Source organism: Corallococcus sp. CA041A (genome assembly GCF_003612075.1).
GTDB classification, from domain to species: Bacteria; Myxococcota; Myxococcia; order Myxococcales; family Myxococcaceae; genus Corallococcus; species Corallococcus exiguus.
Genome location: NZ_RAWF01000042.1, coordinates 1 through 20,393, shown reverse-complemented (window position 1 = coordinate 20,393; position 20,393 = coordinate 1). Strand labels below are relative to the sequence as shown.

The 20,393-nt window shown below is 69.0% G+C and carries 15 protein-coding genes and 1 other RNA gene; 6 read left to right on the top strand and 10 right to left on the bottom strand.

What is annotated here, in order from left to right:
- The first annotated feature begins 29 nt into the window (after nt 1–29).
- Nucleotides 30–6,089, top strand: coding sequence for an alpha-2-macroglobulin (locus tag D7V77_RS10140; protein WP_120576060.1), 6,060 nt, complete (start codon nt 30–32; stop codon nt 6,087–6,089).
- Nucleotides 6,090–6,135: 46 nt separating this feature from the next.
- Here D7V77_RS10140 and D7V77_RS10135 read toward each other — a convergent pair whose 3' ends face one another.
- On the bottom strand, nt 6,136–7,302 hold the full coding sequence (locus D7V77_RS10135; RefSeq protein WP_120576059.1) for an EndoU domain-containing protein: 1,167 nt from the start codon (nt 7,300–7,302) through the stop codon (nt 6,136–6,138).
- Nucleotides 7,303–7,387: 85 nt separating this feature from the next.
- Here D7V77_RS10135 and D7V77_RS10130 point away from each other — a divergent pair, with 85 nt between their 5' ends.
- Entirely contained in the window at nt 7,388–8,212 is an 825-nt protein-coding gene (locus tag D7V77_RS10130) for an SDR family oxidoreductase (RefSeq protein ID WP_120576058.1), read from the top strand.
- 31 nt (nt 8,213–8,243) lie between these two features.
- Here D7V77_RS10130 and tyrS read toward each other — a convergent pair whose 3' ends face one another.
- From tyrS to ssrS, 3 genes are all read right to left on the bottom strand, one after another.
- On the bottom strand, nt 8,244–9,506 hold the full coding sequence (tyrS, locus tag D7V77_RS10125; protein ID WP_120576057.1) for a tyrosine--tRNA ligase: 1,263 nt from the start codon (nt 9,504–9,506) through the stop codon (nt 8,244–8,246).
- Between the two features lie 104 nt (nt 9,507–9,610).
- Nucleotides 9,611–10,243, bottom strand: a complete 633-nt coding sequence (locus D7V77_RS10120; RefSeq protein WP_169820740.1) for a 5-formyltetrahydrofolate cyclo-ligase — start codon at nt 10,241–10,243, stop codon at nt 9,611–9,613.
- A gap of 19 nt (nt 10,244–10,262) precedes the next feature.
- A non-coding RNA gene (gene ssrS / locus D7V77_RS10115) (6S RNA) lies at nt 10,263–10,455 on the bottom strand.
- A 236-nt stretch (nt 10,456–10,691) separates the two neighbouring features.
- On the opposite strand from ssrS, the gene D7V77_RS10110 reads away from it, so the two are divergent.
- The 3 genes from D7V77_RS10110 to D7V77_RS44245 all read left to right on the top strand — a co-directional run bounded on the left by D7V77_RS10110 (nt 10,692) and on the right by D7V77_RS44245 (nt 12,883).
- Entirely contained in the window at nt 10,692–11,612 is a 921-nt protein-coding gene (locus tag D7V77_RS10110; RefSeq protein ID WP_120576056.1) for a type IV pilus biogenesis/stability protein PilW, read from the top strand.
- 77 nt (nt 11,613–11,689) lie between these two features.
- Nucleotides 11,690–12,601: a serine/threonine-protein kinase gene (locus D7V77_RS10105; protein ID WP_233596791.1), complete on the top strand. Its 912-nt coding sequence runs from the start codon at nt 11,690–11,692 to the stop codon at nt 12,599–12,601.
- 108 nt (nt 12,602–12,709) lie between these two features.
- On the top strand, nt 12,710–12,883 hold the full coding sequence (locus D7V77_RS44245) for a hypothetical protein (RefSeq protein ID WP_167548636.1): 174 nt from the start codon (nt 12,710–12,712) through the stop codon (nt 12,881–12,883).
- Nucleotides 12,884–12,942: 59 nt separating this feature from the next.
- On the opposite strand, the gene D7V77_RS10095 is transcribed toward D7V77_RS44245, so the two are convergent.
- The 6 genes from D7V77_RS10095 to D7V77_RS10070 all read right to left on the bottom strand — a co-directional run bounded on the left by D7V77_RS10095 (nt 12,943) and on the right by D7V77_RS10070 (nt 19,758).
- A complete protein-coding gene (locus D7V77_RS10095) occupies nt 12,943–14,088 on the bottom strand; it encodes a cysteine desulfurase family protein (protein WP_120576053.1) in 1,146 nt (381 codons plus the stop codon).
- Complete coding sequence (locus tag D7V77_RS10090; RefSeq protein ID WP_120576052.1) at nt 14,085–15,206, bottom strand: bifunctional oligoribonuclease/PAP phosphatase NrnA; 1,122 nt, start codon at nt 15,204–15,206, stop codon at nt 14,085–14,087. The genes D7V77_RS10095 and D7V77_RS10090 overlap by 4 nt, the downstream gene beginning before the upstream one ends.
- Nucleotides 15,207–15,393: 187 nt before the next feature.
- Nucleotides 15,394–16,233: a Fic family protein gene (locus D7V77_RS10085; RefSeq protein WP_120576051.1), complete on the bottom strand. Its 840-nt coding sequence runs from the start codon at nt 16,231–16,233 to the stop codon at nt 15,394–15,396.
- 120 nt (nt 16,234–16,353) lie between these two features.
- Nucleotides 16,354–17,691 (bottom strand): AAA family ATPase, encoded by a 1,338-nt coding sequence (locus D7V77_RS10080; protein WP_120576050.1) that lies wholly within the window; start codon nt 17,689–17,691, stop codon nt 16,354–16,356.
- 60 nt (nt 17,692–17,751) lie between these two features.
- Nucleotides 17,752–18,702 carry a branched-chain amino acid transaminase gene (locus tag D7V77_RS10075; protein WP_120576049.1) on the bottom strand — a complete coding sequence of 317 codons (951 nt, stop codon included), beginning with the start codon at nt 18,700–18,702 and terminating at the stop codon, nt 17,752–17,754.
- 114 nt (nt 18,703–18,816) lie between these two features.
- A complete protein-coding gene (locus tag D7V77_RS10070; protein ID WP_120576048.1) occupies nt 18,817–19,758 on the bottom strand; it encodes a MoxR family ATPase in 942 nt (313 codons plus the stop codon).
- Nucleotides 19,759–19,948: 190 nt separating this feature from the next.
- Between D7V77_RS10070 and D7V77_RS10065 the strand changes: the two genes are divergently transcribed.
- Nucleotides 19,949–20,176: a hypothetical protein gene (locus D7V77_RS10065; RefSeq protein ID WP_120565972.1), complete on the top strand. Its 228-nt coding sequence runs from the start codon at nt 19,949–19,951 to the stop codon at nt 20,174–20,176.
- Nucleotides 20,177–20,393 lie beyond the last annotated feature (217 nt).

Below are 20,393 nucleotides of genomic sequence, written 5' to 3'. Positions count from 1 at the left end.
ACGCGGGCGGCGTCTAGAGTGCCGCCCCTATGTCTTCTCCACCACGCTCGCGTGCGTCCGTCGTCGTGTTGTGCCTGCTGTCCTTGCTGCTGTCCTCCGTGTCCGTGGCGGCCCCCGCGAAGGCGCCCCCGACGTGGAAGGCCATCGACGCGCTCGTCGAGGACGACAAGGTCGAGTCCGCCGCGCAGGGGGCCGAGGCCCGGCTCGCCGCGGCGAAGGCCCAGGGTGACGCGGACGAGTGGACGCGCGCGCTGATCCGCACGGTGCAGCTGCGCACGCGGCTGCATGGCTATGAGACGACGGTGCGCTTCCTGCGTGAACAGCCCTGGCCGGAGGGGCTGCGGCAGCAGGCCACGCTCCACCTGTTCTACGCGGCGGTGCTCGCGAACTACCAGCAGTCGTACAGCTACGAGATTGGCCAGCGCGAGCAGGTGGTGTCCACCGGGCCGGTGGACCTGAAGGCGTGGACGAAGGATCAGATTTCAACGGAGATCCAGCGCACGTACGCCGCCGTCTGGGAGTCGCGGCAGAAGTTCGGCACCGAGCCCGTGAAGGTGCTGTCCGAGTACATCCAGCCCAACACGTACCCGGAGGGCATCCGCTCCACGGTGCGCGACGCGGTGACGTACCTGTGGGTGGGCTCGCTGGCCGACACGGGCCTGTGGCGGCCGGAGCAGGAGCAGGGCGTGTACCGGCTGGACCTGGGAGCGCTCCTGGACAGCGCGCCGAAGGTGGAGCTGAAGGACCCTTCCGTGCACCCGCTGATGAAGGTGGTTGCGGTGCTGGGAGACCTGGAGGCGTGGCATCAGGCGGCGGGCCGGCGTGAGGCGGCGCTGGAGGCGCGGCTGCGGCGCTACGAGGTGCTGTCGACGTCGTTCACCGAAGCCGCGGACAAGCGGCGCATCCGGGAGCACCTGGCCGCGCACCTGAAGGGCTTCCGGGACGTGCCGTGGTGGTCCAAGGGCCAGCACCAGCTCGCGGAGATGGAGGAGCAGGCGGGCCGCGCCATCACCGCGCATGCCCTGGCGAAGACGGGCGCGGAGGCGTGGCCGAAGTCAGTGGGCGGCGTGCTGTGCGCGGCGCTGAAGGCGACGCTGGAGGCGCCGGAGCTGTACGCGACCGGGATGCAGGTGGACGGGCCGGGCAAGCGCTCCATCCTGGTGGGCCACCGCAACGTGGGCACGGTGTACCTCCGGGCGTACGCGGTGGATGTGGAGGCACGGCTCGCGAAGCCCGGCGAGGACCTGTCGCTGTACCCCTCCACCGAGGAGAGGCTCCGCATGGTGGCGTCGCGCAAGCCGGAGGCCGTGTGGAGCATGGCGCTGCCGCCCACGCCAGACTTCCAGCGGCACCAGACGTTCGTGACCCCGCCGGCGCTCAAGGCGGGCGCGTACATCATCGCCATGTCCACGCGCGAGGACTTCGCGAAGAAGAACAACCGCATCCTCGCCCTGCCGATGTCCGTGTCGCCCTGGGCCGCGACGGTGCGCAAGGCGAACCCCCACCAGGCGGAGGTCCACGTGGTGGACGGCGCCACGGGGGCGCCCGCTGCGAACGTGGAGGTGCGGTTGGTGAAGTCGGACTACAGCACCCGCCGCTTCAACATCGTCAGCCGCCGCACCGACGCGAACGGCGACCTTCTGCTCACGGGCAAGAACGCCGACCGCTACGAGGACATGGAACTGCTGCTGGGCAGGGGCAAGGGCGTGATGGTGCTCCCGGGCTCGGTGTACCTGTCCCCCCTCTACGAGTCGACCCCGCAGGACCATACGCTCATCTACACGGACCGCGCCGTCTACCGTCCCCAGCAGAAGCTGCTGTGGAAGGTGGTGGCCTACCGCCCGGAGGAGGCGTCGAAGCGCTACCGGGTGCTGCCGGAGTCGGCGGTCACGGTGACGCTCGTCGACCCCAACGGCCAGGAGGTGGCCAGGCGCGAGGCTCGCACCAACTTGTTTGGATCGGTGGCGGGCGAGTTCGACATTCCCTCCGGGCGGCCCCTGGGCCAGTGGACGGTTCGCACGCGCCCCAACGGCTACGCGAGCGTGCGCGTGGAGGAGTACAAGCGGCCCACCTTCGAGGTGACGCTGAAGGACGCGCCAGAAGCGCTGCGGCTCAACCGACGCGCGACGTTCAAGGGCGAGGCCCGCTACTACTTCGGCCTCCCGGTGACGCGCGGCGCGGTGAAGTGGCGCGTGTCGCGCGAGCCGGTGCTGCCGCGCTGGTGGTTCTGGGAGCGCATCCCGGCCACCACGGAGCTGGTGGCCTCCGGGACGGCGACGGTGGGCGAGGACGGCGGCTTCACCGTGGCGTTCACCCCGGAAGCGGACGAGCGGCTCGCGAAGGCGCAGGGCATGTCGTGGCGCTACCGCGTGGAGGCGGACCTGACGGACGAGGGCGGTGAGACGCGCTCCGCGAGCCGGTCCTTCCGCCTGGGCTTCGTGTCGGTGGAGGGGCGCGTGGACTCCGATGTGGGCTTCGTCCGCGAGGACTTCCCGTCGGAGGTGCGGCTCGTGCGCTCGAACCTGGATGGCGCGCCGCAGGCCGGACCGGGCCGCTGGCGGCTCATTGCCTTGAAGGCTCCGAGCCGTCCGCTGATGCCGTCGGAGGTTCCGGTGGACAGGCTCAAGCCCCTGGACGCGGACACGCAGTCGGCCAGGGAGTCCTATCCCACGCCGGGTGACGCGCAGAAGGGGCGCTGGGACACGGCCTACGACGTGGAGCAGACGCTGCAACGCTGGGACGACGGCGCGGAGGTGGCGCAGGCGGCCGTGACGCATGGCGCGGACGGTGTCGCCACCGTGAAGCTGCCGGCGCTGCGCGCGGGGACGTACCGGCTGCGCTACGAGACGACGGATGCGTTCGGCCAGAAGGCCACCGCGCAACGGGACTTCGTGGTGGCGGGGGCCCACGCCCCGGCGGGGTTGCCCGCGGTGCTGGCGGCGGAGCGCCCTTCCGTGCGCGTGGGCGAAGTGGCGCGCCTGATGGTGGCCTCCGGCTTCGAGGGCCAGCCGCTGGTGATGGACGTGTACCAGGGGCGCCAGCGCGTCGAGCATCGCCAGTTGACGGCGGGGCAGGGGCGCGCGGTGGTGGATCTTCCGGTGACGGAGGCCCTGCGCGGCGGCTTCACGGTGGTGCTCTCGATGGTGCGCGACTGGCAGACGCTGAGCTTCCAGCAGACCGTGGCCGTGCCCTTCGATGACAAGGAGCTCAGCCTGGAGTTCGCCACGTTCCGCGACACGCTGCGGCCCGGCGCGAAGGAGACCTTCCGCGTGACGGTGAAGGGGCCGAAGGGCGCGAAGCTGGAGGCGGGGGCCGCGGAGCTGCTCGCGTACATGTACGATCAGTCGCTGAACGTCTTCGGACCGCACACGCCGCCGCAGGTGGCGCAGCTGTATCCGCAGCAGACCGTCTACGTGGACTTCCGTGCTTCGGGTGGCGTCTTCGGCGCGGACTGGCTCTTTGATGAACTCGTCCGGGAGAGACCCTCCGCGCCGGACCTCAGTGACGACACGCTGAAGTTCGGCGAAGGCTACGGGTTGGGCGGTCCGGGCTACCGCAACTACTACGGCGGCCACCGCATGCGCGCCATGAGGCCCGGGGGCGTCCAGCGGGAATCGGACGGTGCACCGCCTCCGCCCCCGCCGCCTTCGCCCGCGCCGTCCGCCGCGGAGTCCGCGCCGAAGACCGGCCGGGTGCTGGAGCAGAAGCGGCGAGAGATCATCCAGATCATCAAAGGGGAGCCGGGCCCCCCGGAACCGGGGGAAGGGCCGGAGGGGCCGCTGCGCTCCAACTTCGCGGAGACGGCGTTCTGGATTCCGCAGCTGCTCACCGGGCCGGACGGAGCGGCGGTGCTGGAGTTCACGGTGCCGGACTCGGTGACGGCGTGGGACGTCTGGGTGCACGCGCTCACTCGGGACCTGCGCGGTGGCTCCACTCAGCGCGCCACTCGCAGCGTGAAGGAGTTGATGGTGCGCCCGTACCTGCCGCGCTTCCTGCGCGAGGGCGACCGCGCGGAGCTGGAGGTCGTAGTGAACAACGCGGGGACCCAGATGCAGCAGGGTCAGCTCACGTTCGACATCGTGGATCCGGACACGCAGAAGAGCCTGCTCGCGGAGTTCGGCGTGAAGACGCCGTCGCAGGCCTTCACGGTGGCGGCGGGGAAGGGCACGAACCTGCGCTTCCCCATCACCACGCCCGCGCGGGTGGGGCCGGTGGCCTTCCGCGTGGTCGCGAAGACGGGCGCGTTCAGCGACGGCGAGCTGCGGCCCCTGCCGGTGCTGCCCGGCCGCATGCACCTGTCGCAGTCGCGCTTCGCCATGCTGAACAACAAGGACCGCCGGACGCTGACGTTCGATGACCTGAAGAAGTCGGACGACCCCACGCGGGTGAACGAGCAGCTCGTCGTGACGGTGGACGCGCAGCTCTTCTACTCCGTGCTCCAGGCGCTGCCGTACCTGGTGGACTACCCCTATGAGTGCACGGAGCAGACGCTCAACCGCTTCGTGTCCACGGGCATCGTCTCCAGCCTCTTCAACAAGTACCCGTCGGTGGCGAAGGTGGCCAAGGACCTGAGCGAGCGGAGCACGCGCTTCGAGACCTTCGACGACGTGGACCCGAACCGGAAGATGACGCTGGAGGAGACGCCCTGGCTCAACGAGGCGAAGGGCGGCGCGGAGTCCGACCAGTCGCTCCTGCGCGTGTTGGACCCGAAGGTGGCCCAGGCCCAGCGCGCGTCCTCGCAGGCGAAGCTGCGCAAGGCGCAGAACGCGGACGGTGGCTTCCCCTGGTGGCCGGGCGGCCCGTCGTCGCCGTACATGACGCTCTACATCCTGCACGGCCTGTCGCGCGCCATGGAGCACGGGGTGGAGGTGCCGCCCACCATGACGGAGCCCGCGTGGGGCTACCTGGCGAAGCACTTCCGGGAGGACTACGCGAACCGGCTGATGAAGAAGGACCTGGGCTGGGAGTTCCTCACCTTCCTCAACTTCGTGGCATCGGCGTATCCGGACGCGCGCTACACGGGCGAGGCGCTCACCGCGGCCGAGCGGCAGCGCATGCTCGAGTTCTCCTTCAAGCACTGGAAGGAGCACTCGCCGTACCTCAAGGGGTACCTGGCGCTCACGCTGAACCGGGCGAAGCGCACGAAGGACGCGCAGAAGGTCTGGGACAGCGTGATGGACTCCGCGAAGACGACGCAGGACCTGGGCACGTACTGGCAGCCGGAGGACCGCGGCTGGCTCTGGTACAACGACTCCACGGAGACGCACGCCTTCGCGCTGCGCACGCTGTCGGAGCTGCGCCCGAAGGACCCTCGGCGCGCGGGCCTGGTGCAGTGGCTGCTCCTGGACAAGAAGGTGAACCACTGGAAGTCCACGCGCGCCACGGCGGAGGCGCTCTACGCGCTGGTCAACTACATGGAGGCGGAGGGCTCGCTGGCCGCGCGCGAGGAGCTGAAGGTGACGGTGGGCTCCAAGGCGGTGACCATGAGCTTCTCGCCGGACGTGTACACGGGGAAGAAGAACCAGATTGTCGTCCCCGGTCCGGAGGTGAACGCGACCACGGCGACCACGGTGGTGGAGAAGACGACGCCGGGCTTCGCCATCGCGTCCGCCACGTGGCACTTCTCCACGGAGGAGCTGCCCAAGGAGGAGCGCGGTGACTTCTTCCAGGTGTCGCGCCGCTACTTCGTGCGCATCCGCGAAGGCAACCAGACGCTGCTGCGCCCCCTGGCGGACGGCGCGAGGCTGCGGCCCGGCGACGAGGTGGAGGTGCAGCTGTCGCTGCGCACGAAGCACGCGGCGGAGTACGTGCACCTGAGGGACCCGCGCGCCGCGGGCCTGGAGCCGGAGAACGCGCAGTCCCGCCACAAGTGGGACCTGGGCATCGTCTGGTACGAGGAGACGCGCGACTCGGGGACGAACTTCTTCTTCGAAGCGCTGCCGGCCGGTGAGTACAACTTCAAGTACCGGCTGCGCGCGAACATGGCGGGCACCTTCCGAGTGGGCCCGGCGACGGTGCAGTCCATGTACGCGCCGGAGTTCACCTCGTACTCCACGGGCACGGTGCTCACCGTGGACAAGGCGCAGTAGGCCTCAGCGGGGCAGGGGACCGGCGTTCCTTCGAGGCGCCGGTCCGCTACTCCGAGCAGGTGGCGGCTTCGTCGGTGGGGTGCAGCGTGGCGATGCCGTAGGTGCCGTTGCGCGTGCCGCACCAGATGCGCCAGTTGCCGCCCTCCACGTCCGGCGCCGAGTACACGCCGCCCTCCTTCTTCGCCCCGCCGCGCGCACAGCAGCGCGCGAACGCCCGGGTTCCGATGGCGGCGATGGAGACCGCGTCCTGCGACGTCGCGAAGCTGCCCGTGCGCTTCACGCCGCAGGACCACGGGGACAGGCCCTTGAAGCGGATGAGGTACTGCTCACCGCGCACGGCTTCTTCGCCCCTGGCCGGGCCCTGGAAGCAGACCTTTCCTTCCGCCTCGAGCTGCGCGTAGCGGGGCAGGAAGTGGAGGCCGCCAATCGGGCCGCGCTGCCAGTCGTCCCCGCAGAAGACGTGCGTGAACGCGTTGCGCGGGCCGGTGCTCACCCACAGGCTCGTGAGCCATTCGATGTTCGCCTGCCGCGAGCCCGGACGGCCCGCCGCGGACAGCGCGCGCTGCACTCGCGCGTCGTCGTAGTGCTTCGCGAAGAAGCGCTGCACGTCTCCGGCGCTCACGCTCGCATCGGGACGCGCGGGGCACAGGTCCAGCACCTCACGGTCCATCGCGGACAGCGCAGGGGCCTTGGCGAAGAGGGGCGGTTGATCACACGTGCTCGCGCACGCCGCCGCGTCGCCCGGAGCCGCCGCGCGGCCCGCGGGTGCGCGCACCGCCACCGTGACTTCTTCCTCGTCGTCCGGCTCCGCCGCGGGAGCACCCGCACCGGCTCCGCTCCCGATGGGCCTCGCCTCCGCGAGGGACACTCCACCGCCTCGCGACGCCTGCTGCTGGCGCGTGTTCTCATGGTCCGCGCGCACGAGCGCGTCCGTGTCCGGTGCCTTCTGGACGGCATCCGTGGGCGTGCCATCGCAGAGCACCCAGCCCTCCGCCTTGGGACCCTGGAGCTTGCACCACGCGCGCTCAGGGCCGCCCTTCTTCATGAGCGGATAGGACACGCCCGGCTGCACGGAGAAGACGACCTTGGAGGACTCGGGCTGGTCCACCGCGTCCACGGCCTCTTCAGTGACGAAGACGCCGCTCCCCGCGAAGGCGATGGGGGCGGTGGAGAGTGCCAGGAAGAAGCAGGCGAGCGACCCGGAGAGGCGCATGGTGGCCGGACTCTAACAGGGGTGCCCGAAGCCCGCTGTTCCCCGGTTGCGCGCGGCGCCGCGCCGCGAAATAAACGCGCCCGATATGAAACCGATGAATTTCCGAGGCCGCTGGGTGCTCATTACCGGCGCGTCGTCTGGCCTGGGGCTGGAGATGGCCCGCCTCCTCGCGAAGGAGCACGGCGCCCACATCATCGCCGTCGCCCGCCGCGAGGACCGGCTCACCGCGCTCAAGGCGGAGCTGGAGTCCGCGCACGGCGTGCAGGTGCTGCCCCTGTCGGCGGACCTCACGAAGCCCGGCGACGCCGCGCGCGTCTTCGAGACCGCCACGTCCGGCCGCACCGTCGACGGCGTCATCCTCAACGCGGGCGTCACCTACTTCGGCCACGCGCTGGAGCAGCAGCCCGAGTCCTTCGACGCGATGCTCGCCACCAACATCACCAGCGTGGTGCGCATGTCCCAGCTCTTCGGGGCGTACTTCGCGAAGCAGAGCGGGGGCGGGGCGCTGATGCTCGTCGCCAGCACGGCGGGCTTCGCGCCGCTGCCGTACCAGACGGCCTATGCGGCCACGAAGTCGTTCGTCATCAGCTACGGACGGGGACTGGCCTACGAGCTGCGCAAGGTGGGCGTGTCCGTCACCGTCTTCGCGCCCGGCGGCATCGCCACGGAGATGCTGTCGGTGTCCGGTCTGGACCGGAAGTTCAAGGCGGGCGACGTGGGCATCATGTCCGCGGAGGCCTGCGCGCGCACCGCCGTGGAGGCGTTCGTGCACCGCCGCGAGCTCTCCGTGCCCGGCGTCCTCAACCGCTTCCTCGCGACGATGATGAAGCTGCTGCCCCACGGCTTCATGATGGGGCGCTCGGCCGCGCTGTACGAAGGCGCGTTGCCGAAGGAGCCGCCCGCGCCTTGAAACAGGCCCGGGCGGCACCCGTCGCGGCGACTCAGGACAGCTTCACGCGCGTGACCTTCAGCTTGCCCACCTGCACGGTGTACTCGCCGGCCCCCAGCTCCGCCTTGGGGTCGGTGACCTTCTCACCGTTCACCTTCACGCCGCCCTGGCCCATCATCTTGCGAGCCTCGGTGGCGGAGGCGACGAACTTCGTCTCCGGCAGCAGCTTCGTGACGAACATCTTCTCCGCGCCCGCGAGCGACACCTCCACGAGCGGCAGGTCCTCCGTGGACAGCTCCTTCTTGGCGAAGCGCTTCTCGAAGTCCTCCGCCGCCTTTCGGCCGGCCTCTTCACCCTGGAAGCGCGCGGCCATCTCCTGCGCGAAGGCGACCTTCGCGGCCTTGGGGTGCGCCGCGCCGGACTTCGTCTGCTCCTCCAGCTCCAGCACCTGCTTGAGCGGCATGGCGGAGAGGAGCTTGTAGTACCGCCACATCAGGTCGTCCGTGATGCTCATCAACTTGCCGAAGATGTTGTCCGCCGGCTCGTCGATGCCCACGTAGTTGTCCAGGCTCTTGGACATCTTGGAGCCGGTGATGACGCCGTCCACCAGCTTCGCGTCCAGGCCCTCCAGGATGGGGCCGGTCATGATGACCTGCGGCTCCAGGCCCTCTTCCTTCATCAGCTGCCGGCCGACGAGCAGGTTGAAGAGCTGATCCGTCGCGCCCAGCTCCACGTCCGCCTTCAGCGCCACGGAGTCGTAGCCCTGCAGGAGCGGGTAGAGGAACTCGTGGATGGCGATGGAGGTGTTCTCCCGGTAGCGCTTCTTGAAGTCGTCGCGCTCCAGCATGCGCTGCACGGAGTAGCGCGCCGCCAGGCGGATCATCCCCTCGGTGCCCAGCGCGTCGAGCCACTCCGAGTTGAACTTCACCACCGTCTTGTCCGGGTCCAGGACCTTGAAGACCTGCTGCTTGTACGTCTCCGAGTTGACCTTCACCTGCTCGCGGGTGAGCGGGGGACGGGCCGCGTTCTTGCCGGACGGGTCCCCGATGAGGGCGGTGAAGTCACCGATGAGGAACACCACCGTGTGGCCGAACTCCTGGAAGCGCCGCATGCGCGTGAGCAGCAGCGTGTGGCCCAGGTGCAGGTCGGGACGGCTGGGGTCGAAGCCCGCCTTGATGACGAGCGGCTTGCCCTTGTCATAGGAGCGCTGAAGCTTCTTCTTCAGGTCCTCCGGCACGTGCAAATCCACGGTGCCGCGAGTGACTTCTTCGAACTGCTCTTCGGGGGTCGCCTTGCGCAGTGCGTCCGGGTTCATGGCGCCGCGGACACTAGCCCAAAAAAGACGACGGGCAGGGCGGGACTTCCAAGTCCGCCCCACCCGTGGATGTCCGCCCGCCTGGCCCGCGGCTCAGGTCCGGCTCAGGTGTCCAGGAAGTCGAAGCTGCGGCACAGGCCGCGCATCGTCTGGCTCTCCGTGACGATCTGGTCCATGTCCACGTCGTCAATCGTCGTGGGCAGCACCTGGACGATCTGGTCGTTGAAGGCCAGACCCACCCGGCGGCTGCGCGAACTGGCCGCCTTGAGGGTGGCGTCGTAGTAGCCACCTCCGCGCCCCAGCCGCTTGCCGTCCGGGCTGAAGCCCAGACCGGGCACCACGAACAGGTCGATCTGATCCACCGCGATCAGGTCCGAGGAGTTCGTGGGCTCCCGGACGCCCAGGCGTCCCGGCTCCAACTCGCTCTCCGACTTGATGGCCCGGAAGGCCAGGATTCGCCCGTGCACGTGGGACAGCGGGTAGCAGACGATCTTCTCGTCCTGCAACGCCGCGATGAGGATGTCCCGGGTAGGCACCTCGCCCCGGATGGGGGCGTAGAGCGCTACCGTCCGCGCATTCTGATAGTAGGGCGATGCCAGGAATCGAGACTGGACCTTGAGGCCACGCTCGTCGATGAGGTCATTGGTCATCGCCTTGCGGCGAGCCGTCAGTTCCTCACGAAGCGTTACCTTCTTCTCCGCCGCCGCCGCCACCGTATCCGCCGCCGTCTCGCTCACCGCCGCCGCTCCAAAGAAAGAGTCCCCCGCCGAGCCGTGTGTCCAGCGTCCATTGAACCCTTAGAAGCCAGGTGGGGACCGAAATCATGTCACCGCAGGCTTCCCTCATCCCCGGTGAAGGGGGAGGGCTTGCACATGGCGACCGAAACGGACCCCGGAATGGACGTATCGGTTCGAATTTCTGCTGGGCATCACGCACCCCGCAGGGAACAGACCTTTACCGCTCAAATCTCGCTACAAGTCCTTAGAATCACTGGGAAAATCCCAGGGCGTTCTGGGAAAATGATAAGGATGGAGAAGCGTGCGGTCAAGCCGTCCTCGCGCGTTTACAAGCCGCCCCGTGGACTTCTATGATGCCCGGGTCCCCGACATGTCGCTCCCGACCCCAACATTGGCTCTCGCGGCGGTAGCCTGCCTCACCTCCGGATTCGCCTGGGCGGGTCCGCAGATGAACAGTACCTACCAGGCAGATGCCTTCGGCCCCATCGAGTTGCGCTCGGACGGGGAGCACCTCGTCGGCACGGCGCCGGCCGGGGGGCCCTGCCAACGCCAGGTCGCCGAGCAGATTCTGACGGGCGACTTCCAGGGCAACGTCTTCCTGGGCGAGCTCACGCTCTGTCAGACGGGGGACACCTGCACCCCGTCCCGCAGCTTCCCGGTGATGCTCGTCTACAACGTGGAGGAGCGGGCGCTGGGCGGCGTGGTGAAGCTGGAGGACAGCTGCGAGTCCCCGGCGCTGCCCAAGAGCCGGATGCTGGTGTTCCGGGCGACGGAGCAGGGGGCCTCGCTGACGCCGACTCCGGCAACAGCGCAGGCACCCGAGCAGCGCCAGGCGCAGGCTCCCGTGCCGCCCCCGCCGTCCGGTGGGGCCGCGCAGGTGGCGGCGCAGCGCCGGCTGGAGCCGCTGGACGTGGCGGCCACCTTGAAGCTGGGGCAGTCGTTGCTGGCGCAGAACCCCATCGCGGCGTCGCAGCAGTTCCAGCTGGTGCTGGCCCAGGAGAAGGAGAAGAACAACGCCTGGGCGCTGACGGGCATGGGCGTGTCGCACTACCTGCGCAAGCAGCAGCCGGAGGCGCTCAGGTACCTGGAGCAGGCGCGCAACGTGGGCAGCGGCGCGGCCAAGGCGGAGGCCTTCTTCTGGACCGCGTGCGTGAAGCGGGCGGCGCAGGAGTCGGGGTTCGCCCAGGTCGCGCTGCGGCGTGCGCTGGCGGAGGGGTGGTCCCCGCCGGAGGGCAACGCGCTGGTGGAGCGCGAGCTCCAGCTGTTCGCCAATGAAGGCGCGGTGTACGAGGCGCAGGTGAAGCAGGCCCGCGGTCGCAAGCGGGTCCAGGGCCGTGATCCGCAAGGAGCTGGCAGCGCCAGCCCGTGAACGCGCCGACTCCCGTGTCGAAGCCCATCCGCGTCTTCGGCAACTACGAAATCCAGTCGCTGCTGGGCAAGGGCGGCATGGCCGAGGTGTACCGCGCGCGCGTGCGCTCCGGTCCCTATGAAGGCTGGACGGTCGCGCTCAAGCGGCTGTTGCCCGCGCTCACCCGCGACCCGGCGTCGGTGGACCTCTTCCGCCGCGAGGCGCAGCTGTCGCGCCAGCTGGACCATCCGAACATCGTGAAGGTGCTGGACGCCGGGATGCTGGACGACGTGTCCTTCCTGGTGATGGACTTGGTGGACGGGCGCGACCTGGGCCACATCCTGCGCCGGTGCAAGGCGCGCGGGATTCCGCTCCCCGTCGACTTCGCGGTGTACCTGGCGAAGGTGCTGATGGAGGCGCTCGCGTACGCGCACACCGCCACGGGCCCGGACGGCAAGCCGCTGGGCATCGTCCACTGCGACGTGTCCCCGTCCAACCTGTTCATCTCCCGCGTGGGGGAGATCAAGCTGGGCGACTTCGGCGTGTCGCGCGTGCTGGTGGATGGCAAGCTCCAGGGCGGCGAGGTGCTGGGAAAGCCGTACTACCTGTCCCCGGAGTCGCTGCAGGGCGCCGTCACGCCGGAGGCGGACCTGTGGGCCGCGAGCGTGGTGCTCTACGAGCTGCTCACGCTGGGCCGGCCCTTCGTGGGCTCGACGCCGGAAGAGGTCTTCGCGGGCATCCTGTCGCGCAAGTACCGGCCCCTGCGGTCGGTGCGTCCGGACATCCCGCAGGCGCTGGATGACGTGCTGGCGCGCGCGTTCGCGGAGAACCCCGAGGACCGCTTCTCCTCCGCGGAGGAGTACGCGAAGGCGCTGTCGCCGCACTTCGACGAGAACGTGGGGACGCCGCTGGCCATCGCGGCGGTGGTGCGCGGCCTGTTCGGCACCACGGACGAGATGCCCGCGTACCGGGGCTCGCCGTCCAACGGCCCCTCCGAAGACAACGGGTAGCCGGGCGGGCAGGGCCCTGTCGCGCGGGCTCCCAGCCGATGGAGCCCGCTGCGGTGCCTGCTCCGGATGATGACCTTTCCTCCCGCGAACCCGCACCGGGAGGAATCCATGGCGACCGAGCGAAAGCAGCAGCAGCCCGAGCAGAACGAGCCCACCCGGGAGACAAGGCGGGGCGACGAGCGGCTTCCGCCCAAGCCCGACGAGGCCAAGGAGGGCATCCCCGGATACGGCCAGCCGGATCCAGAGGTCCGCGAGAAGAACCTGCCGGACCAGAAGTGGTGATCCGCCCCGAGGATTGAGCGCGTGTCCGTCAGTGCTCGCGACCCTGTGCGGTGCGGGCCTCAGCCTTCGAGGGCGCGCACCCGGGGCACATGCGTGCACAGCGCGTCCACGACGCGAGAGACCTCCGCGCCGGTGGTGCCAGGGCCCAGGCTGAAGCGCAGGCTGCCGCGCGCCTCGGTAGGGGAGAGGCCCATGGCGCGCAGCACGTGGGACGGGGACAGCGTGCCGGACGCGCAGGCCGCTCCCGACGAGACGCGGATGTCCTCCAGGTCCAGCGCCATCAGCAGCGCTTCCCCCTCCACGCCGTCGAAGCGCAGGTTGCTGGTGTTGGGCACCCGGGGCGCGCCAGCGCCGTTCACCGACACCCCGGGCAGCCGCTGGAGCACCTGCTGTTCGAAGGTGTCGCGCAGTGCCGCTACCTTCGCGGCGGTGTTGGCCTGCTCCGCGGCGGCCAGCTCCAGGGCCAGGGCCAGGGCCTCTGCGTAGGGCACGTTCTGCGTGCCTCCGCGTCGGCCTCCCTCCTGGTGCCCGGGCGTCAGCGCCCGCACGTCCACGCCCTTGCGCACCACGAGCACGCCCACGCCCTGGGGGCCACCGAACTTGTGCGCGGAGAGGGAGAGGAGGTCCGCGTCCACTTCGCGCAACGTGAGCGGCACCTTGCCCGCGGCCTGCACGGCGTCGGTGTGGAAGAGGATGCCGCGCTGACGGCACGCGCGCGCGGCCTCCGCCACCGGCTGCAGCACGCCCGTCTCGTTGTTGGCCCACATCAGCGAACACAGCGCGGTGTCCGGCGTGAGCGCCTCCAGCACGGACTCCAGCGGCACACGGCCGTTGGAGTCAGGGGACAGCCGCACCACCTGGGCGCCGTCCTTCTCCAACTGCGTGAGCGCACCCAGCGCGGACGGGTGCTCCACCGTGGTGGACACCACGCGGCGGCGGTCCTTCACCGGGCGGGCCGCGTAGGCGCCCATGAGCGCGAGCGCATCCGCCTCACTGCCCGACGCGGTGAAGGTGATCTCCTTCGGCTCGCAGCCCAGGACGCGCGCCACCTTCGCTCGCGCCGCGTCCAACCGGGCCCGGGCCTCGCGACCACCTCCGTGCACGCTGGACGCGTTGCCGAAGCCGCCTTCCGTGAAGGCCCGTGCGAGCAGCGCGCCCACCTCCGCGCGCACCGGCGCGGCGGCGTTGTGGTCCCAGTAGATCACGTGTCCTGCGCGGACAGCAGCGACACCGGCCGCTCCTCGGAGACACCAAAGGCTTCGAGGAAGCGCGACACCACCTCGCGCTTGAGCGCCTTGCGCTTGGCCGCGCTGCCGGACAGGGGCAGCCGCGCGCCCGCCATGCTGCCGTGGCCGCCGGACGAACCGCCCAGGTCCTCGCACAGCTCGCGGATGAGGCGGCCCGCGTTCATGCGCCGGTCCTTCACGCGCAGGCTCAGGAAGAGCTGGTTGCGGAACGTTCCGTACGCCAGGGACCACTTCATCCCTTCCAGGTACATCATCCGCTCGGCGACCTCCGCCACCAGGTCCGGAGAATAGACCTCCTCCAGGTCGGTGATGATGGCGGTGCCGTAGACCTTCGCCTTCTCGATGGACGTGTGGAACAGCTGGAAGAAGCGCGCCGGCAACTCCGGGTGCTCAATCTGTCCCAAGAGCTGCTTGTCGCAGCGGGGGAACAGCCACAGGTAGCTGTCCACGTCCGTCTGGGTCGTCTCTCGGCCCAGGTCCCGCGTGTCCGCCTTGATGCCGTAGAAGAGCGCGGTGGCGATCTCCACGGACGGCTCCAGCCGAGCGGCCCGCAGGTACTCCACCAGCATGGTGGAGGTGGCGCCGAAGTCGCCGCCCACGTCCGCGAAGGGGGCCAGCAGGCTCTCCTCTCGCAGCGGATGGTGGTCCACCACCAGGTCCGCGCGGTAGCGCGCCGGCAGGGAGTGGTTGCGCACCGGCGGCTGCGTGTCCACCAGGCCGAAGAGGTCGTACTGGCTGAAGTCGATCTGCGACACGTGCGACACCGGCAGCCGGAGCACGCGCACGAAGGCGACGTTCTCCGCACGGCCAATGATGCCGCCGTAGCCCACGTGGGACTCGATGCCGGCCTTGCGCTCCAGCAGATGGGCGAGCGACACCGCCGCCGCCATGGAGTCGGGGTCCGGGTTGTCGTGCGTGAGGATGAGCGCCCGGCGGTGACCCTTGGCCACCTGGAGCAGGCGGGCCAGCTTGTCGGCGGCAGGCAACTTCGCCAACCGCGCTGGCGGAGGCTCCGTGAGCTCGCTCCCGGCGGGAAGCTGGGCGCGGCGGCTTTGGAGGGACGGGGTGACAGGCATGGGGACTCTTCTTTTACTTCCTCCGCCACGGGGATTCGAGAAGTCGGATGTTCTCTCCGTGACGTTCAGGGGTGTGTCCAACACCCCAATGGTGTCGACGTGCCGCGCGTTCTTCACGCCGCGGCGGAGGACGGGCGGGACGCCTGCTCCCTCGCCAGTCCTCCGGGGGCACGCCGCCCCGCGAGCGCTACTCCACCGTCTTGTACTTGCGGCCGAGGTCGCGGAAGTACTTCACGCCGTTGTCCAGCGAGTTCTCCATCGCGTCCATCAGCACCGTGCGGAACGTGGCCACGGGCGCGCGGAAGGACTCGTAGTAGCGCTGCCGGTCGATGGAGTGGATGACCGCGGGCATGTAGCCGTTGCGCAGCAGGATGAGGTTGCTGCACATGCGCCCCACCTTCCCGCTGTGCTCGGTGAAGGGGAAGATCTGCAGGAACTCGTGCTGCACCACCGCCGCCTGCTTGATGGGGTGGAACTCGCGGAACTCCGCGCTGGCGGTGTGGTCCACGAGCTTCTCCAGCCGCGCCTGGATCTTCGCGGGCTGGGTGATGTCGTGGAAGTAGGTGCGGTGCAGGGGCATGTCCTTGCGCAGCCCCGCGCGGTCGCGCTCCTTGGCCAGCTCCTTCTCCGTGCGCTCGCGGCGCTCCATGCGCGCACGCTCGGCCAGCGCTTCCGGCGTGTTGCCCAGGAAGAGGTCGTGCATCCGCTTGATGGTGGTGAGCGTGAGCGCGGACTGCTTCTTCGCGCCCACGGCCTCCTCGCGGATGAAGTCCGCCACCGCCTTGTGGTTGCGGATCTCCAGCACCACCGGGATCATGGAGGCTTCCGCCGCCGTGCGCTCCGGGAAGAGCGCGGCCATCAGCTCCTGGTGCGTGTACACGACGCCTTCGAGCGCGGCGTCGTGGTAGATCCACGACATCTCGAAGCGGTCGAGGTACTCACGCGCCGGCGGCTTGCCCTTGTAGATCTCAAGGTACTCGCGCAGCTGCTCGTTCTTCTCGTCGATGTCCTGGTAGCGTTCCTTCACGGACTGCGGCTCCTTCTCGCTCCGGCCCGCCCCGGGCGCTGATTCTCAGAGGCTGCGCCGGGAGGTACAACGGCACGCGGAGTCTAGAAATTCCGCGCGGTTGGAACAAATAAAACCTGACTAGAGATTCACCAGGAACACTTCGCACGCCTGATCCAGCAGGTCTTTTGAAAGGGCTGGCGGGATTTGCCGGTATCGGGCCGCGTCCCGGATGAGCGACACGAGGTCGCGGGGGTGGCAGGAGCGCATCTCCATGCTGCGCGGCTTGTAGTAGTGCTCCACCAGGTAGGTGATGGCCTGGTCCACGTAGGGGATGCCCGCCGCTTCGCACACCCGGCGGAAGATCTCCCGGTAGGACTCTTCATCCGGGTTGCCTACTTCAATCTTGTACTTGATGCGCCGCAGGAAGGCCTCGTCCACCAGCTCCTTGGGGTCCAGGTTGGTGGAGAAGACGAGCAGCTGATCGAAGGGAATCTCGAACTTCTTGCCGGTGTGCAGGGTGAGGAAGTCCACCCGCTTCTCCAGGGGGACAATCCAGCGGTTGAGCAGGTCCGTGGGGTGGACCTTCTGGCGGCCGAAGTCGTCGATGAGGAGCATGCCGCCGTTGGCCTTCACCTGGAACGGCGCCTCGTAGAAGCGGGTGCTCTCCGAGTAGATGAGGTCCAACGTCTCCAGCGTCAGCTCGCCGCCCACCACCACGGCGGGGCGCCGGCAGAGCGACCAGCGCTTGTCCATTTCGAACGTCTGCCGGCGGCCGCTGGCGTCACGGCCCGCCTCCAGCGACACGGGCGTGTGGATGATGCGGTCGAAGACCTTGATGATCTGGTTGTCGATTTCGAGGCAGTGCGGGACGAACACCTCGCCGCCGAACATGTGGGAAATCGCCTCCGCCAGGCTCGTCTTGCCGTTGCCGGGCGGGCCGTAGAGGAAGAGCGAGCGGCCGGAGTTCACGGCCGGGCCCAGCTTGTCCATCAGCTCCGCGGAGACGGTGAGGTGGCCCAGGGCGGCCATGAGGTCCTCCTGGCCTACTACGGGCGTCTCCTCCGTCTGGCTGCTGATGAGGGCGTTGTACTGCTCGATGGGGACGGGCGCCGGCCCCACGTAGGTGGAGCGGGTGAGGGCGTCACGCGCGTACTCGCGGCCCTTCTCCGTGAGGGCGAACTCCACGGACGCGCGGCCAAAGCCCTTGCCGCCGCGGAGGTCCACCAGCTTCTCCGCGGCGAGGAAGTCCACCACGTGCTCCACCACGCCGGACCAGGGCAGGCACATGCTTTCGGCGATGGCCACGCCCGTGCCGGTGCCGGCGTAGTAGAGGAACTTGAGGCCCAGGTCCGCGAGCAGACCCATCCTCAGGCCCGTGTCCTCCAGCGACTTCGGCTCACTGGGAGCGATGTCGAGGACGGACGGGTTCTCCAGCTTGAAGGGATTGTCTTCGTACGCGTAGCCGGCGGGAGGCATCGGGTACGGGTTGTACCCGATTCCCCCGGCCGCCGGGACTTCACGTCCGCCGACTGTCCGTCAAACGTAGGTCAGCCAGTCCGCATAGCGGGCTTCCTGGCCCCGCACGACGCGGAAGTACATGTCCTGGACGAACTTGCTGATGGGGCCGGGCTTGCCGTCGCCAATCTGCCGGTTGTCCACCTCGCGCACCGGGGTGATCTCCGCGGCGGTGCCGGTGAAGAAGACCTCGTTGGCGATGTAGAGGGCGTCACGGGTGACGGTGACCTCCTCGATGGTGGTGTGGCCGGCGTCGCGTAGCAGCTTCAGCACCGTGTCGCGGGTGATGCCATCCAGGACGGGGGACGAGAGGGGCGGCGTCTTGATGACGCCCTTCTTGTTCACGAGGAAGATGTTCTCCCCGGAGGCCTCCGCGACGAAGCCGCTGATGTCCAGGAGGATGGCCTCGTCGTAGCCGGCGAGCACCGCCTCGCGCTTGGCGAGGATGGAGTTCACGTACTGGCCGGTGATCTTGCCGCGCACCATGTTCACGTTCACGTGGTTGCGCGTGAAGGAGCTGACCTTGGCGCGGATGCCCTCCTTCATGCCCTTGTCGCCCAGGTACGAGCCCCAGTCCCAGGCGGTGATGCCCACGCGGGTGGGGTTCACCGCGCCCAGGCCCATGGCGCCGTCGCCCATGAAGGCCACCGGGCGCAGGTAGGCGCCGTTGGCGAACTGCTGCTTCTGCTTGCGCAGCAGGTCCACCGTGGCCTCGACCAGCTCGTCCTCGCTGTAGGGAATCGGCAGCATGATGATATGCGCGGAGTCGAGCAGGCGGCGGATGTGCTCGCGCAGTCGGAAGACGGCGAGCCGGCCATCATGGGTCTTGTAGGCGCGGATGCCCTCGAAGACGCCCAGGCCGTAGTGGAGGGCGTGCGTCATCACGTGCACGTTGCCCTCGTCCCATTTGATCAGCTTCCCATCGAGCCAGATGTGTTCGGCGCGCAGCACGGTGGATGAGGTTGAGCTCATCGGGATGTTCCTCTCGGGCCAGGGGTGGGACAGCTGAGGGACTTGTACCCAGGCACACTGGGGACGCAAAGCGTGAAGTGCCAACGATCTGCACTCCGCGTGCGGCGCTTTGCGTCAGGCCTGCGCGATGGTGGGCAGGTTGGCGCGGGCCTTCTCGATGTCGCCCTCGTATTTGAGGACGAGGTTGAGCGTGGCGGCAACGACGTCCGCGCTGAGCGCTTCCGCGTTGAGCAGCGTCAGGCTCTGCGCCCAGTCCAGGGTCTCGCTGATGGACGGGGCCTTCTTCAAATCCAACGCGCGGATGGCGGCGACGGCTTCCACCACCTGCTCGGCCAGCACCTGGGGAACATCCGGAAGGCGCGAGCGGACGATGCGCAACTCGCGCTCGCGGTCCGGGAAGTCGATGTGCAGGTGCAGGCAGCGGCGCTTGAGCGCGTCCGACAACTCACGGGCGTTGTTGCTGGTGAGGATGACGCGCGGGACATGCTTCGCGCGGATGGTGCCCAACTCCGGCACCGTGACAGCGTTGTCAGAGAGGACCTCCAGGAGGAAGGCCTCGAACTCCGGATCCGCCTTGTCGATTTCGTCCACCAGCAGCAGGGCCGGCGTGTCCGACAGCTGGGCCTGGAGGATGGGGCGGGGGAGGAGGAAGCGCTCGGAGAAGAACACCGCGTCCCCGGACGCCAGCCGGTCCGCGGCCTCCGCCAGCGTGGACGTGCCCTGGGTCAGCTCGCCAATCTTGTCCTTGAGCAGCTGGGTGTAGAGCAGCTGCTTGGCGTACTCCCACTCGTAGAGGGCCTTGGCCTCGTCCAGTCCCTCGTAGCACTGGAGGCGGAGGAAGGTCCGGTCCAACGCCTGGGCCAGGGCCTTGGCCAGCTCCGTCTTGCCCACGCCGGCCGGGCCCTCCACCAGGATGGGCTTGCCCATCCGGTCCGCCAGGAACACCGCCGTGGCGATTTCAGGGGACGACAGGTAGCCCACCGCCTCCAGGCAACGCGCCGCGTCCTCCACGCTGGTGAACGAGCGAATCTCCGGAGTCAGTTGGGGGGGGCTCACACCCGTCAACTTAACCGACGGTTCCGTGGCCACTGCGGCAAAAATGCCAGGGTTGTGGGGGCGCCGTCCGCACTCTTGAGGACCTTGGGAGCTGTAACCCTGCGGAATCAGGGTGCGTAATTATTTTCGCACCGCGGGCATGCACCGTGCATCTATGCGGGCGTATCTCAGGACGACGAGGTCGCGGGTCATGTGGGCGTGGCTGAAGCTGGCGATGGCGGTGCTGGTGGTGGTGATGCCGGGGGGCTTCCCCCTCGTGCTTGCGTACATCGCGACGCGGACGCTGCTGGAGCGGTGGCGGCAGGCGCAGGCGCTGGCGCTGGAAGAGGGCCGTCCGGTGTCGGTGGTGCGGGACGTGGTGGGCGCGCTGCACTTCCGGGACCTCATCCGTGAGGCGAAGGCGGCCACGGCGCTGTAACCGTCGCGGGACAGTCTTGAGATGGACGAAGGGCCCGGCACTCCAGGGAGTGCGCGGGCCCTTGTCGTTTCCGGCGGTCGGCCCTCCCGGGTGCGGGGAGGGCCGGGGTGCGGGCTACTTGTCGAGCTCGTCGACGAGCGCCGTCCAGTCGTCCTCACCGGCTTCGGGGGCGGTGGGCAGCTGCATCACCATGGTGCGCTCCGGGGCCTCCTCGTCC

What these genes read in the sequence shown, in the direction of transcription:
- D7V77_RS10140 (WP_120576060.1), top strand. Translation starts at nt 30, where the DNA reads ATGTCTTCTCCACCACGCTCGCGTGCGTCCGTCGTCGTGTTGTGCCTG.
- D7V77_RS10135 (WP_120576059.1), bottom strand. Translation starts at nt 7,302, where the DNA reads ATGCGCCTCTCCGGGTCGCTCGCCTGCTTCTTCCTGGCACTCTCCACC.
- D7V77_RS10130 (WP_120576058.1), top strand. Translation starts at nt 7,388, where the DNA reads ATGAAACCGATGAATTTCCGAGGCCGCTGGGTGCTCATTACCGGCGCG.
- tyrS (WP_120576057.1), bottom strand. Translation starts at nt 9,506, where the DNA reads ATGAACCCGGACGCACTGCGCAAGGCGACCCCCGAAGAGCAGTTCGAA.
- D7V77_RS10110 (WP_120576056.1), top strand. Translation starts at nt 10,692, where the DNA reads ATGAACAGTACCTACCAGGCAGATGCCTTCGGCCCCATCGAGTTGCGC.
- D7V77_RS10105 (WP_233596791.1), top strand. Translation starts at nt 11,690, where the DNA reads ATGGCCGAGGTGTACCGCGCGCGCGTGCGCTCCGGTCCCTATGAAGGC.
- D7V77_RS44245 (WP_167548636.1), top strand. Translation starts at nt 12,710, where the DNA reads ATGGCGACCGAGCGAAAGCAGCAGCAGCCCGAGCAGAACGAGCCCACC.
- D7V77_RS10090 (WP_120576052.1), bottom strand. Translation starts at nt 15,206, where the DNA reads ATGCCTGTCACCCCGTCCCTCCAAAGCCGCCGCGCCCAGCTTCCCGCC.
- D7V77_RS10080 (WP_120576050.1), bottom strand. Translation starts at nt 17,691, where the DNA reads ATGCCTCCCGCCGGCTACGCGTACGAAGACAATCCCTTCAAGCTGGAG.
- D7V77_RS10075 (WP_120576049.1), bottom strand. Translation starts at nt 18,702, where the DNA reads ATGAGCTCAACCTCATCCACCGTGCTGCGCGCCGAACACATCTGGCTC.
- D7V77_RS10065 (WP_120565972.1), top strand. Translation starts at nt 19,949, where the DNA reads ATGTGGGCGTGGCTGAAGCTGGCGATGGCGGTGCTGGTGGTGGTGATG.